This is a genomic window from Roseibium sp. HPY-6 (genome assembly GCF_040530035.1).
Classification (GTDB): Bacteria; Pseudomonadota; Alphaproteobacteria; order Rhizobiales; family Stappiaceae; genus Roseibium.
Map to the genome: position 1 here is coordinate 1,374,699 of NZ_JBEWCD010000001.1, position 13,476 is coordinate 1,388,174.

Below are 13,476 nucleotides of genomic sequence, written 5' to 3' on the forward strand. Positions count from 1 at the left end.
AGGTTGACAGGTGCAAGGGTCCTTGCCCGGTACCCGGTTAAACAATAATGCCGAGCGCAGAGCAAAAAATGATGTGCATGAAGACAGGCCCCTTGAGTTTAATACCAAAACTGACCGTCAGCTGTCTGGCCCTGGGATTATTGCTTAACCCGGCCGTGCCGACACTTGGGTTTACGCAATCCGCGCAGGCACAGTCCGTCCGCTCCGTACCCGAGGGAAATCGCTACAAGAACCAGCCGAAAATTCCCTATGCTTCGGCCCGGCGAACCGCATCTTCCAAATCCAGCTATGATGCGAAGTTCAACAAGGTGCTTGCGGTTCTGAAACGCGACCGTCGCCTAATGTCGTCCATCAAGCGCGTCTCCAGCCGATACGGCATAGATCCGATCCATATCATCGGCGCGATCGTTGGCGAGCACACATACAATTACGACACGCTCGACAGCGCTCAGTCATATTATGTCAAAGCGCTCGCGTATGCCGGCATCAATATCGACTTCGAGCTCAATGGCGAACACGTCGACACATTCGTGGAACGCCCTCAATTCGAAAGATGCCGGAAAGACCACATTCAAAAGAGCAGTGACCGGCGCTGGTCCTGTTACGAGAATGTCTGGAACAGCAAGTTCCGTGGCAAGCGTGTTGATGGTGTCCGCTATCCGAAAAAGAACTTCAACGAAGCCTTTTTCCAGCCGCTTTATGCCGGCCAAAGCTTCGGCCTTGGCCAGCTCAGCCCGCTGACGGTCCTGAAAATGACGGATCGCGTCTCGCGCCAGAGCAACTTCCGCAAGCTGAAGGCGTCCAATTCGGAGGCCGTCTACAAAGCAACAATGGATCCCAACATTTCGCTGCATTACATGGCGGCGATCATTCAGGACTCCATTGCCGCTTACAAGTCGGTGGGCAAGGTTGATATTTCCAAGAACCCCGGCTTGACGGCGACACTCTACAATCTTGGCGATCCCTGGAGCCGGGCAGCCAAGTTCCGCCGCACGGGCCGGAGCTGGCCCCGCGAAAACTATTACGGCTGGCTGGTCAACGACCGGATAGACGAATTGCGCGCCTTGCTCTGAGCCGTTTCAATCCCGTCATTGCTTCAGACCCGGGACGACGCGCCTGATTGACCTGCGTCAGGTGAGAAACGAGTTTGTCTGGCGTTCATGCCCAAGCGTGGAGGCCTGACCATGCCCGGGCAGGAATGAAACATCGTCGCCGAGCGGAAGCAGCTTTTCATGGATGGACTTGATCAGTGTCGCATGATCGGCAAGCGGCAGGTCCGTTCTTCCGATGGAGCCTGCGAACAGAACGTCGCCGGAGATCGCAAACCTCAACTCCTTGTCGAAGAAAACCAGATGACCGGGAGAATGGCCCGGGCAGTGCAACACCTCGAACGTACGTCCGGCGATTTCAACCTCGTCCCCATCATCCATCCAGCGATCCGGGGAGACGGGTTTGGCTGCGGGCACGCCGAACTGCGCAGCCTGGTCGGCGACACGCTCGATAAGCGGTTTGTCGGCTTCATGCGGCCCTTCAACCGGTACACCGAGCGCGGCCGCGAGGTCAGCAGCACCGCCAATGTGGTCGATATGGCCGTGTGTGAGGACAATCTTGTCCACCTTCACGTCGTGCTTGCGGATCGCTTCCTGGATATGCTCCACGTCTCCGCCCGGGTCGATCACCGTTCCGCGCATCGTTTGCGGATCCCAGATGATGGAACAGTTTTGCTGGAAGGGCGTGACCGGGACGACCATGACCTGGATCGGAGGGGTCTCTTCCATACTTGAATTTGTTGTTTCCTGCGACACACCTGTCTCCCTTTCAAACAAGCTAGCGTGACACGGCAACAAATGCGGGACAAAGCGAGCCAGTGTCGTCTTTCTGTATCTTAGCGGCTTCACCTTGCCGCGTGCATTTCGTACAAGAAGTATAAGCCTCTGAGAAGACGGCAATCAAAATCGGGTAACCGGATAAAATGACGCTAAGACTGCTGACCTTCCTGACAACTGCCGCGACAGCGCTACTGGCCGCAAATGTGAGCATGGCGCAACCGGGCCGCGCTGCGCCGAATTTCGATGGGTGGACGGTCGACTGCGGCAATACGGGAGCCTGTTTCGCGTCCTCTTTCACGCGCAGCCAGTCTGTCTGGGTGGACCTGCGGATCGTTCGAGACTGGCAGGCCGAAGCCCAACCCTTGATCCGCCTGACAACCAACACCGAACTTCCTCAGGACGGAACACTTCGGTTCGACGTGGACGGTGCGACGATCGAGGAACTGCCGATCGAACAGTTGCGCGAGACCCAGGCGTCCGTAACACCACCTGCCGGCTTCCGCCCTCTGGGCGGCGAAGGTTTCTGGTACCCTGCAGGTCCTGCGGCAGTTACCCTTTTGAAAGCAATGCAGAAAGGCAAGGTCCTGACGGTTCACCTGCCGGCAGGAACCGGGACCGACCCGACATCCGTGCCCGTTTCGTTGCAAGGCCTCAAAGCCAGCCTTTTGTGGCTGGACAACCGTCAGGATCGGACCGGCACCGTCGCTGCCATCGTGTCGCCGGGAACCGAACCTGCCAAAGATGCACCGCACGCATTGCCCATTCTCAGCGCTGATCAGCTGCCCCCCGAAGTTGCCGCAATCTGGTCCGCCAACCGGCTTTGCTCAGCGATAGACCCTGCCATTTTCGCCAGCTTGAACGCCGTGCGTGTTCCGCTCGCCGAAAGCAATTCCCTCTATATCGTGCCCTGCGGAGCCCCGACCCCCTACAACAGCCCATATGTCTCCATCCTTTCCGGCAAGGACGGTGCGGCACGTCAGATCCATGTCGCACGGATGTCCGACAAAGGACCAATTGCGTCCGACCTGATTTACAATGCACGATGGGTGCCCGCCGATGAGCAGCTGGTCAGCTACTTCAAAGGCTCCGGCGTTGGAGAATGCGGTCTCTGGAACCGCTGGGTCTGGAACGGAACAGGCCTTGTGTTGCTGGAAGAAGCAACGCGCAAGACGTGCGATGGAACCGAGCCGGACTTGTCCAATTGGTCAAGTACCTGGCCGCTAAAAAATGCGACCGATTGATGGCGTGACCAAGGAATTTCTTGCGATTTCATGCCTCACGCCCTTATGATAGTGCCGCAGCGGCTGGTTAGGGATGCGGCAAGTGTGTTTCAGCCCGATCCCAGAGTGTTGAACAGGCGTACAGGGTGCGTCTGCCTGAGGAGACTCGGCTGAGAAGACGGGTGAGATTGGCGGATTTGTGCCGAAGGGGGCACAGAAATTAAGGTGATTCAGTAATGCACGATGGCGATTCGGACCGGCGGTCGCGTGGTCGGCGCGGCGGCAAGCGCGAGTTTGGCGGTCCGCAAGACTTCGGCAGTGATTTTGGCGGAAGCGATTACGGTGGTGATTTTGGCGGTGGCCGGGATGGTGGCTACCGTGGCGGACGCGACAATGATTTTGGTGGCGGCTACGGCCGCGACGACAGGGCTAGCGGTTACGGCGGCGGTGGCCGTGGCGGATATGGCGATCGTGACGGCGGCGGACGCGATGGTGGCTATGGCAGCGGTGGCCGTGACGGCGGATACGGCGGCGGTGGCCGCGACGGCGGATACGGCGGCGGCGGTGGTCGCGACGGCGGATATGGCGGCGGCGGTGGCCGTGGCGGATACGGTGGCGGCGGTGGCCGCGACGGTGGCTATGGCGGCGGCGGCCGCGGTGGATACGGCGGCGGTGGCCGCGATGGTGGCTATGGAGGCGGCGGTGGCCGTGGCGGCTATGGCGGCAGGGACGGCGGCGATGGAGACGGCTTCCGTCAGGGACGCCCGCCACGTCGCGACGGACCACCCGTAGAACGCGGCCCGCGCCAGAGCGGAACCGTAAAATTCTTCAAGACAGACAAAGGCTTCGGCTTCATTACCCCGGATGAGGGTGAAGCAGACGTCTTCGTCCATATCTCGGCTGTTGAACGGTCGGGGCTTGCATCACTTGACAGCGGGCAACGCATCTCGTTCGAAACCGAGCCTGATCGCCGCGGCAAAGGGCCGAAGGCGGTCAACCTTCAGGTGATCGAGGAAGGTGGCGAAGCCGCACCCGAAGAGAGCGCTCCGGAAGAGGGTGCTCCCGACGAAGAATAAGATTGAAGCTGGCTTTCAGCTGACGACCCCGAATATCCGGGCGCGGCTTGTCTGCGCCCGTTTTTGTTGTCCTGATTATCCAGGCTGACCGCGACAGCCTATAAGCCCGTACACACCCCAGACACGCCTGTCCGATGCCGACCAGAAATACGCCGCCGCGCATTCGCCCATTCCAACCTGGAGATCTGAGCACGCTTTTGGCCCTGAATAATTCAGCCGTTCCGGCCGTGAATGCGTTGACTGCCGAAGAAATGCTCGATCTGGTCCAGAGTGCCCTTGTGTGCCTTGTCGCCATAGTCGATGGGGAACCGGCGGGGCTGCTTCTCTGTTTCGCAGATGGCGCCGACTATGAGAGTCTGAATTATCGCTGGCTCAGTGAACGCTACGCAAACTTCGCCTACACGGACCGGATCGTGGTCGACGACCGGCAACGGGGCCGGAAAATTGGCGACGCCCTTTACGCCGCACTCTTTTCGCATCCAGCGACAAGCGGCCGTTGTTTTCTATGCGAAGTCAACGAACGCCCCCCCAATCCGGGATCTTTGCGGTTTCATTCACGGCTTGGTTTTGAGGAGGTTGGCAAGGCAAACAACGGCGACAAGTCCGTTGTCTATATGAGGCGTCCGGCAGATACCGCCGCTGGCCATTCTGAAGCGTGAGAAAATAAAGATGAACTACCGGCATGCTTATCACGCAGGAAATATAGGCGACGTTCTGAAACACACCGTCCTCACCCGTTTGATTGTCTATTTTCAACGCAAGGACAAGGCCTTCAGGCTCCTTGATACACATGCGGGCATCGGCCAGTACGATCTCGCTTCCGAAGAAATGCAAAAAACCGGCGAATGGCGCGACGGAATTGCGAAAGTTCTCGCCGCGACCATGCCCGGGCGCGTCGCGGAACTGCTTGATCCCTGGCTTGCCGCCGTCAAGGCAATGAATTCCGGCGGCGACTTGCAGCTCTATCCGGGCTCGCCTTCCCTAGCCCGGCGTCTGCTGCGCAAAAACGACCGGATGACACTCACAGAGCTGCATCCGGAAGATTTTCAGACGTTGTCCGAGCGGTTTTCAGGCGACCATCAGGTCAAGACCATTCATCTCGATGGTTGGCTGGCCATGGGAAGTTTCCTGCCGCCCAAGGAAAAACGCGGGCTGGTCCTGATTGACCCTGCCTTTGAAGTCACCGACGAATTCGAACAGATGACGAATGCCGTCCTGAAGGCCTGGAAAAAGTGGACTGGCGGGACCTATGCGATGTGGTACCCTTTGAAAGACGCGCGCGCCATTCGCAGGATGCACGACCATTTCGGCGATGCCGGACTGCGCGACGTCTTATCGATCGAGCTTAAAGTCGGCAAAAGCGGCCCTGATACAAGAATGCTTGGTTCGGGCATGACGCTCATCAATCCGCCTTACACGCTCGCTGCCGAGATGCGTGAGATCCTGCCCTGGTTCTGCGATGTTTTGCACCAGGGACCGGGCTCCGGATGGGATGTCACACAACTGATTGGCGAATAAGTGCATTTTCTTGCCATTTTTGAACCCTCTGGTGCTTGACCTGAATGCATCCCTCCCCCATCGTCTCTCCCACAATCTGCCTTCCGGAGACTTTGCCGTGAACACTGCCCGCTTTGTCCGATTGATCCTGTCTGCGCTCGCCATTTGCACGTTTTTCACCGTGCCATCCGGAGCGGAGGAAAATCGCGCTTATCTTTCGCTGAGCGGCAAGAACCGCCTGCCGGACTGCACTGCCAATTCGGTACAAAAGGCAGTGCGAAAATCAGTCGCCCGCGCATATGCTGACTATTACGGCGGCAGGAAGATCGTCGGAATTCAGGAGATCTCCGAACTGGCCTTTCACGTTAACGGGGTCAGCCCGCTTGCCCGCAGATACTGCACCGGCGAAGCGAGCATGTCCGATGGTTCCCAGCAGCACCTTCACTATCTGATTGAGGAAAATGCCGGCTTCGTCGGCATCAGCTGGAATGTGGAGACATGTCTGTCACCGCTCGACAAGTGGCGCGTCTACGGGTCTCACTGCAGCACCGCGCGGCCGCACTAACCGTTCCAGGCAGATGGCGCTTCCAAAACGCATCTGGCCACTGGCTGCAGTCTTGCTGGGTTTTCTGGTTGCATTACCTGCTCTGGCCGATGAGCCGGGCGAGTTTGATTTCTACGTTCTTTCGCTGTCCTGGTCGCCAACCTACTGCAAGCAGGAAGGCGACGGCGCGAACCCGCACCAATGTAATGTACGTGATCCGTTCAGGTTCGTCGTTCACGGGTTGTGGCCGCAATATGAACGGGGCTACCCACAATCCTGCAGCGGCCCTCGCCGCATTGAAAAACGCATTGCAGTGGGCATGGAAGACATCATGCCGAGCCATGGACTGGTTTTTCATCAATGGCGCAAGCACGGAACCTGCTCGGGCTTGTCACCGGACGATTACTTTGCCTTGACCCGTCAGGCATATGAAAAAGTCACCATCCCAGGGGCATTCTCCAGATTGGACAAACGCGGCAAGGCGTCTCCGGAGACAGTGGAAAAGGCGTTTAGGCTGGCTAACCCGGGCTTGAACGATGACGCAATGGCAGTCACCTGCTCAAACGGTGAGTTCGACGAAATTCGCATTTGCCTTACCAAGGATTTGCAGTTTCGAGCCTGCCGGAATGTGGACCGGTCCGGTTGCAGGGCCGGCAGTCTTGCGATTCCTGCGCCAACCCGCTGACTTTCGAAAAAATTCAACGACCCAAAAACGTCGTCTCTGTTTCAGGAGGAATGACCATGATGAAACTTCGCTCGTCGCCACCGTCGCCTTTCGGCCGCAAAATCAAAATCGCCATGGTGATGCTCGGCCTTAAGGACCGGATTGAAGTTGTGGACGCCAACACGGCCGACCCGGCCGACAGCCTGCGCGGACAAAACCCACTCGGGAAGATCCCGGCGCTGATCCTGGAAAATGGCGACGTCCTCTACGACAGCGCTGTCATTCTTGAATACCTGGATCATCTGGCAGGTGGCAGCAAACTGTTTCCCGCGGGCGAAGCGAGGTTTGCGGTGTTACGCGACCAGGCGCTCGCTGACGGCATCATGGATGCAGCCCTTTTGCGCGTATATGAAAAGCGCTTCAAGCAGCCCCACTACAGGGACCCGGCGTGGGATGCCTATCAGGGTGAGAAAGTGGCCCGAGGTCTCGCTTACTTCGAGCAGCACATGCCAGCGACCCCGGGTTCAGCTGCCGATGTCGACGCGGCCTCGCTGACGCTCGCCTGTACACTCGGGTATCTCGACATGCGGTTCGGAGACGGCTGGCGCGCGAATTGCCCGAAGCTGGCGGCGTGGCTGCAGGCGTTCGAAGCTGCGGTCCCGGCCTTTGCCGATACGAAACAACCGGCGGCGCCCGTTCCCGATGACGCTGCGGTTGACCTGAAATAGGCGACCAACAGCATCGAAGACGTTTAGGCCGTGGCGGCACCTTCGAAAAGTGCCCGCCGGCAAGTGACCTTTACGTGTCCGGGGTCTGCGCGGAACCACCCGGCAAGGGCCGGCGTCCGCGCGCCCTCAACAGGCGGCGTCCGCTCAAGACCGACTGACCAAAATCCCGTTGTATCGCGAGCAAAGCCGGAACCAGCAATATGACCAGGAAAAGACCGACCCCCAATCCATAGGAAAGGGTGATCACGGTCGGTTTCAGGAACTGTGCCTGACGGCTGGTTTCAAACAGCAGCGGCGCGAGCCCGAAAACAGTGGTTGCCGTTGTCAGGATCACCGCTCTCAATCGATCACAAACACCGTTTATAAGAGCCTGCCGGAAGGGATGGTTGCGCGCATACTCATCGATCGTCGTCACCAGAACGATGCTGTCGTTGATGATGATCCCGGACATTCCGATGAAGCCGACGACAGAAAACATCGACAACGGTACGCCATGAATATAGTGCCCCCACAGCATCCCGATCGAACCGAAGGGAATGATGATCATGATCATCAGCGGCCGGGTCCACGATTCAAAGATCCAGCAGAGCGTGAGATAAATCCCGGCAAGGCACAGCGCAAACCCTACCATCGCGTCGGAAAGGAAGGATTTCTCCTGCTCGGCCAATCCGCCCAGTTCGCTCTCCACGTCAAACTCCGCGGCGAGCTGAGGAAGCAATTCGTCTTGCAGGAGCATCATCACGCGTGCGGCAGCTTCCGGACTGTCTTCAGCGACGTCTCCGCTGACCTGCAACGTGCGCAAGCCGTCGCTGCGTCTGACGGATGCAAAACCGTAACTGCTGTCAATCTGAACGATCTCGCTGAGCGAAACATGAGTGCCGGTCTCTGTTCGAACACGCGTCGTGTAGAGGAACGAGGAATCCGTCTCTTCTTCCGGCATCAGCACCTTCACTTTTGCCGTCCGCCGCCCGACCGGAAATTCGGCTACCTCGATCCCTTCTAGCCGGTTGCGCAGGATCCGCGCTATGTCATCGGTGGTGAAGCCAAGCGCCTCGCCCTGCGGCGTCAGGGTGAGGCTGAGTTCCGGCTTGTCGTAGGCGAGCGTGTCTTCCAGCGCGCTGACGCCCTCCAGAGGCGCAAGCGACTGCTTCAGGCTTTCGGCAGCCGCTTTGAGGTTTTCTGTCGAAGTTCCGTAGAGCCTCACGTCGATCGCATCGCCGCCCGGTCCTGACCGCTCTCCACGCAGAGCCAAGGTCTCCAGAAGCGGTGGCCGGTTGATTTCCTTTCGCCACTCGCCGATGAACTGGAAAGCGGAATAAGGTCTGAGATCCGGATCGATCAGTTCAATGGAAATGCCGCCCAGTTGATCAACGTCCTTGCTGTCTGCGCCGCTGAGGCCCCTTCCGGCCGTCCCTCCAACCGTTGACAGCGCGAACTGGACCGGCTCATCCCCGTATTGCTCACCGTAGCGCGCATTGACGACGTCGAGAGCCCGCTCCATCTCGGCGATCATGGCCTTGGTATCGTCGCGCTCTGCGCCGGGCATCATGGCGATGCTGGCGGAGACGACCGAGCGCTCAGGCGCATTGAAAAAACGCCAGCGTACGCTGCCGTCAACGAACAGCGTCACTGACAACAAAAGCACCATCACACCGAAACCGACAGCTGGGTAGCGGACCGTAATGATCCAGTTGATAAACCGACGGAACAGTGTTTCCCTGAACCAGACAAAGCCCCTGTTGAAGACCCTGTTGGGCATGTCATACCAGCGCGGTTTCTTGCTGGCAGACAGGGCGTGGTTCATGTGCGCTGGCAGGATCAGGAAGGATTCCACAAGGCTTGCGATAAGAACGACCGCGACGGTGAAGGGAATATCGGCAATCAGCGTGCCGAACCGCCCTCCAATGGCAATAAGTCCGATGAAAGCGATCAGGGTCGTGATCGACGCACTGAAGACAGGCGCCGTCATTCTTCGCGCGGCAAGGCTTGCCGCTTCCGGTGGAGGATAGCCGCGCCGGTGAAGGAAATCGGCATGTTCGCCGACCACAATGGCGTCGTCGACGACAATCCCGAGACAAATAATCAGTGCAAACACCGACACCATGTTGAGCGTCAGCCCGAAGGCATACATGAGACCGATCGTGGCCATCATGGCAACGGGAATGCCCGCGGCAACCCAGAAAGCCGTGCGTGCGGACAAGAACAGGAACAGGAATGCAAGCACCAGGCTCAGACCGAAAAGCCCGTTCTCGATCAGGATATTCATCCGGTCGATGATGTTCTGAGACCGCGTGCGGGTCAGTTGCACAACAACACCGTCGGGCAGTGTCTTCTGAAACTCCGCTGTTATGCGCTCAACGTCTCTTTGTATGGAAATGGTGTCACCCTGCGCGCTGCGGTCAACACGCAGAACGACGGCAGGCATGCCCTTGTGGTAATAGGCCCTGCCGCTCTCCACGCCTTCCGTGACGATGTCGGCAACGGAACGCAATTGAAGCTTCTCGCCCTGGCTCGGCGCTTTCAGGACGATTTCGCCAAGCTCCTGTTCGGATCTCCTGGTCTGACCGGTGCGGAGCCGCGCGCCGCTGCCACTGACATCGCCGGCGGGGGTCGTTTCCATCTCGGCGGAAACCACATCGGCAATCTCGCTCAGCGTCAGATCATGGCGCACGAGCATGCTCTCGCCGACATTGATCCGGATGATCGGGTTGGCAAGGCCCTGTATCGAAACTCGCGTTACGCCATCGCGAAACAGAACTGTCTGCAGGTCTTCGGCAAACCTTGCCAGCTGATCGATATCGACCGGACCATAAATGACGACGTCCGTAACCCGGTCCCGGTAAACGCCCCGGCTGACGACAGGCTCCTCAATGCCATCCGGCAGGCTCGAGCGTGCCTGATCAACGGCGGCCTTCACCTCGTCGGTGGCCTGGCCCATGTCCCAGCCGTCTTCGAATTCCAGATTGATCGACGCGTTGCCTTCGCGAGAGACCGACGTCGCCTCATCGACACCGTTGATCGCCAACAGCTGTGGCCCAAGAATTTCAACGACGGATCGGTCGAGGTCATCGGGGCCCGCTCCGGGCCACGACACATCTACATCCACCTCTTCGCGGACAAAGTCGGGAAAAAACTGGGTCCGGATCTGCGTGCTTGCCGCAATCCCCGCCAGCAACATCAGGGCAAGAAGCAGGTTGGCCGCCGTCCGGTGCCGCACCATGTAGTCCAGGAAAGAGGCAAACTTGGGTCCGCCGGGAGAGCGCATTCCTTCACTCCAGTTGCCAGGCAACGCGTCGGTTAGCCCTTGCGGCCTTGCCGCTGTTCGAGCCTTTCAATGAGTTCCTTTGGCACCATCGGCTCGTTCAAGAGCGCAAGAAGGCGGGCTTTCCGGTTCTCAGGCATGTTGGAACTGTTCAGCTGTTCGATTAGCGCCGCGCGTCGCTCAGGCTCAAGGGCAACAAGGTCGCTCGCAGGTCCTGCGACGGCGTCTGGCGCCCGCGCGGTTTGTGGCGCGGCGTTCTCATCACCGGCGTCGTCAGTACGGCGCGGCGTGATCTTCAATCCCTTGCCCAGCTGCGGCAGTCGCTCCCTGATGTAATCGGTGCCAAAAGGAACATCGGCAAGCACAACATCATTGCCCACGCGCCTGAGGACACGTGCCGTGATTTCATCGATGCGATCGCCTTCGGCAACGATCAGAAGCCGCCCGTTTTCCGTGACGGCGGCTGCCGGAACAACCGCGATTTCGGATAATTCCGGTTCCTCAACATCGACCCTGACGAAATCGCCGGGCCTCAATACCGTTCCGGTCTCGATGTCGAGCGTCGCAAACAGCGTTCTGCCGGCTTCTCCTTCACCTACGATCGCCGCAGCCCGGTCGACGCGCCCCGGAACTTCCACGGAGCGTCCGCCGAGTTGAAGGGTGACGGAAACGGGTGCCTTGATAAGCTTGCCGCTCGTGTCCAACAGTCTTGAAAACTCGGCCGTAGAGAGTGCAAACCTCACCTCCAACGCCGACGGATCGATAAGAAGCGCCAGTGTTTCCGAAGGGCTGACGCGGCGCCCGAGGGTCGCGTCGACTTCTGCCAGATACCCATAAAAGGGTGCGGTGAGCGTTGTCTCGTCAAGAACGCGTTCCGCATCTTCAAGCGCGAGCTGGGCCCGCTGTACGCTAAGATCCATGCGTTCAATGCGTTTGCGCGCAGTGATTACGGATTGCAGTCGGTTGTTCAACGCCTGTTCGAGGGAGGCAACCGCCAACTCTTCGCCCTCGACCTGCACTGCCGTCGAATAGCCCTTGTCTTTCAGTTGCAGCTGACGCTCAAGCGCCTGACGGCGCAAGCTCAACTGGCGCCGAGCGGCCACCAGTTCCTGTTCTGCAACAATGACGGCCTCTTCCGCCTCGGTTTTCTGGGCTTCCGCATCCGCGAGCGCCGCCTCGGCGTCCAGATACTGGAATTCGGCATTCGCCGGATCGATCCTTAAGAGAAGCTCACCTTCGGCAACGGCCGCGCCGTCCCGAAACTTGCTTGCAACATCGACGAGCCGGCCTTCCGAACTTGCCCTCAGCTGCAACGTGCGCCAGCTTTCGATCTGCCCATAAGCCGTTGTCACAGGGGCAACCGATTGCGGTGTCAGCTCGGCAACGTTGACCGTATAGCTGCGTTCACGCGCAGGCCGCTGGCGTGCGGTTTCTTCGACTGACATCGCGCCGTAGAACCTGTAGGCGCCAAAACCGGCGAAACCGATCATGATTGCCATTAATGCCAGACCGACCAGTCCGCGCATCAAAAACCGCATTCACCTCTCCAATCACTTTGCAGCGCAAGCATGCCAAAGCGCCATGATTTGACATCGCATGTAGCGCTAACATCATGTTTTACCATGGATGTGCGGTAATTTTCACAAAAGCTTGTATCCACTTGTAACAAAAAACCGGCCCCTCTCGGGACCGGTCTTTTGAAATCAGCCTTGCGAAACGTCAGAACTTGTAGCCGACGCCAAAGCGGACCAGCTGGTTGCTGAAATCGGACGTCACACCGGTTCCATTCAGATTGAAGTCCTGGTCTCCGAAATCCTGATAGGCATAGTCGAGACGCGCGGTGACATTGTTGGTGACAAGTGCCTCACCACCGACGCCGAGCGTCCAGCCGACCGCAGTTTTGCTGTCGGAGTCGCCGTTACCGGAAACTTCAAGGTCTGCCAAAGCAAGACCACCGGCGCCATAGACGAGATACCGGTCGAAGCTGTAACCGATCCGCGCACGGATGTTGGAGTTCCAGTCTGACTTGGACGTGATTGTCTGCCCGCCGGCCGACTTGGTGTCTTCCAGATCGGACAGTGTGAAGTCCGCCTCCGCACCGAGTACAACATTCGGGGTCACCTGAAAGTTGTAACCGGTATAAAGACCACCTGCGACACCGTTGGTGTCCGTGTCAATGTCGGTGCCTCCGACGCGATTGTCAAAGTTCCCGAATGCCCAGCCAAGGTTGCCACCAACGTAAAGCCCGGTCCAGTCGATGGTCTGCTGCTGAGCCGGAACGGCCTCAAAAGCCGGCGCGGGCGACTGGGGCAAATCCGCAGCCAGTACCGGTGCGGCACCCGCTGTTGCGACAGTCACTGCAAGGCCTGCAAGCACAAGACGTTTCATGAATGATACTCCAGATCCACATTATTCATACTGAGCTGGCCAAGGTGTTTGGTCAGCCAGGACCGACTGTTAGGTCGCGTCCTCACTCCCCCGAAGACGACATATGGGGAGCGTTTGTGGCGGATCAGGCGTCAGATTTGGGAGTTTTGGTGACAAAACGGGGCAACAATCTGTCAAGGTGAACCTGCCGTTAAGGGAATCGCATTTTGCAATAACCTTCGAACAAAGATGCTTGTCCCCGGGTTTCCCCGTACCAATCTATTGCGTA

The 13,476-nt window shown here is 58.6% G+C and carries 11 protein-coding genes and 1 pseudogene; 8 read left to right on the forward strand and 4 right to left on the reverse strand.

Annotated elements, in window-relative coordinates:
* Positions 1 to 131: 131 nt before the first annotated feature.
* Positions 132 to 1,073, forward strand: coding sequence for a DUF1402 family protein (locus tag ABVF61_RS06535; protein ID WP_502949948.1), 942 nt, complete (start codon positions 132 to 134; stop codon positions 1,071 to 1,073).
* 57 nt (positions 1,074 to 1,130) lie between these two features.
* Here the strand turns inward: ABVF61_RS06535 and ABVF61_RS06540 are convergent, their stop codons facing one another.
* Complete coding sequence (locus tag ABVF61_RS06540; protein WP_353992713.1) at positions 1,131 to 1,778, reverse strand: MBL fold metallo-hydrolase; 648 nt, start codon at positions 1,776 to 1,778, stop codon at positions 1,131 to 1,133.
* 194 nt (positions 1,779 to 1,972) lie between these two features.
* Here ABVF61_RS06540 and ABVF61_RS06545 point away from each other — a divergent pair, with 194 nt between their 5' ends.
* The 7 genes and pseudogenes from ABVF61_RS06545 (at position 1,973) to ABVF61_RS06575 (ending at position 7,558) form a co-directional block, all read left to right on the forward strand.
* Positions 1,973 to 3,070, forward strand: coding sequence for a DUF1176 domain-containing protein (locus ABVF61_RS06545; RefSeq protein ID WP_353992714.1), 1,098 nt, complete (start codon positions 1,973 to 1,975; stop codon positions 3,068 to 3,070).
* 785 nt (positions 3,071 to 3,855) lie between these two features.
* Positions 3,856 to 4,056 (forward strand): annotated as a pseudogene (locus tag ABVF61_RS06550) (cold-shock protein); the annotation flags it as partial.
* A 203-nt stretch (positions 4,057 to 4,259) separates the two neighbouring features.
* The gene (locus ABVF61_RS06555; RefSeq protein ID WP_353992715.1) at positions 4,260 to 4,784 is read left to right on the forward strand and encodes a GNAT family N-acetyltransferase; all 525 of its coding nucleotides are present in this window, start codon (positions 4,260 to 4,262) and stop codon (positions 4,782 to 4,784) included.
* Between the two features lie 10 nt (positions 4,785 to 4,794).
* Positions 4,795 to 5,643, forward strand: a complete 849-nt coding sequence (locus ABVF61_RS06560) for a 23S rRNA (adenine(2030)-N(6))-methyltransferase RlmJ (protein ID WP_353992716.1) — start codon at positions 4,795 to 4,797, stop codon at positions 5,641 to 5,643.
* Between the two features lie 97 nt (positions 5,644 to 5,740).
* The gene (locus tag ABVF61_RS06565; protein ID WP_353992717.1) at positions 5,741 to 6,187 is read left to right on the forward strand and encodes a cytoplasmic protein; all 447 of its coding nucleotides are present in this window, start codon (positions 5,741 to 5,743) and stop codon (positions 6,185 to 6,187) included.
* 13 nt (positions 6,188 to 6,200) lie between these two features.
* Complete coding sequence (locus ABVF61_RS06570) at positions 6,201 to 6,851, forward strand: ribonuclease T2 family protein (protein ID WP_353992718.1); 651 nt, start codon at positions 6,201 to 6,203, stop codon at positions 6,849 to 6,851.
* Between the two features lie 56 nt (positions 6,852 to 6,907).
* A complete protein-coding gene (locus ABVF61_RS06575) occupies positions 6,908 to 7,558 on the forward strand; it encodes a glutathione S-transferase family protein (RefSeq protein ID WP_353992719.1) in 651 nt (216 codons plus the stop codon).
* A gap of 70 nt (positions 7,559 to 7,628) precedes the next feature.
* On the opposite strand, the gene ABVF61_RS06580 is transcribed toward ABVF61_RS06575, so the two are convergent.
* The 3 genes from ABVF61_RS06580 to ABVF61_RS06590 form a co-directional block, all read right to left on the reverse strand.
* Complete coding sequence (locus ABVF61_RS06580; protein WP_353992720.1) at positions 7,629 to 10,823, reverse strand: efflux RND transporter permease subunit; 3,195 nt, start codon at positions 10,821 to 10,823, stop codon at positions 7,629 to 7,631.
* A 32-nt stretch (positions 10,824 to 10,855) separates the two neighbouring features.
* Entirely contained in the window at positions 10,856 to 12,358 is a 1,503-nt protein-coding gene (locus ABVF61_RS06585) for an efflux RND transporter periplasmic adaptor subunit (protein ID WP_353992721.1), read from the reverse strand.
* Positions 12,359 to 12,539: 181 nt separating this feature from the next.
* Entirely contained in the window at positions 12,540 to 13,208 is a 669-nt protein-coding gene (locus ABVF61_RS06590; protein ID WP_353992722.1) for an outer membrane protein, read from the reverse strand.
* Positions 13,209 to 13,476 lie beyond the last annotated feature (268 nt).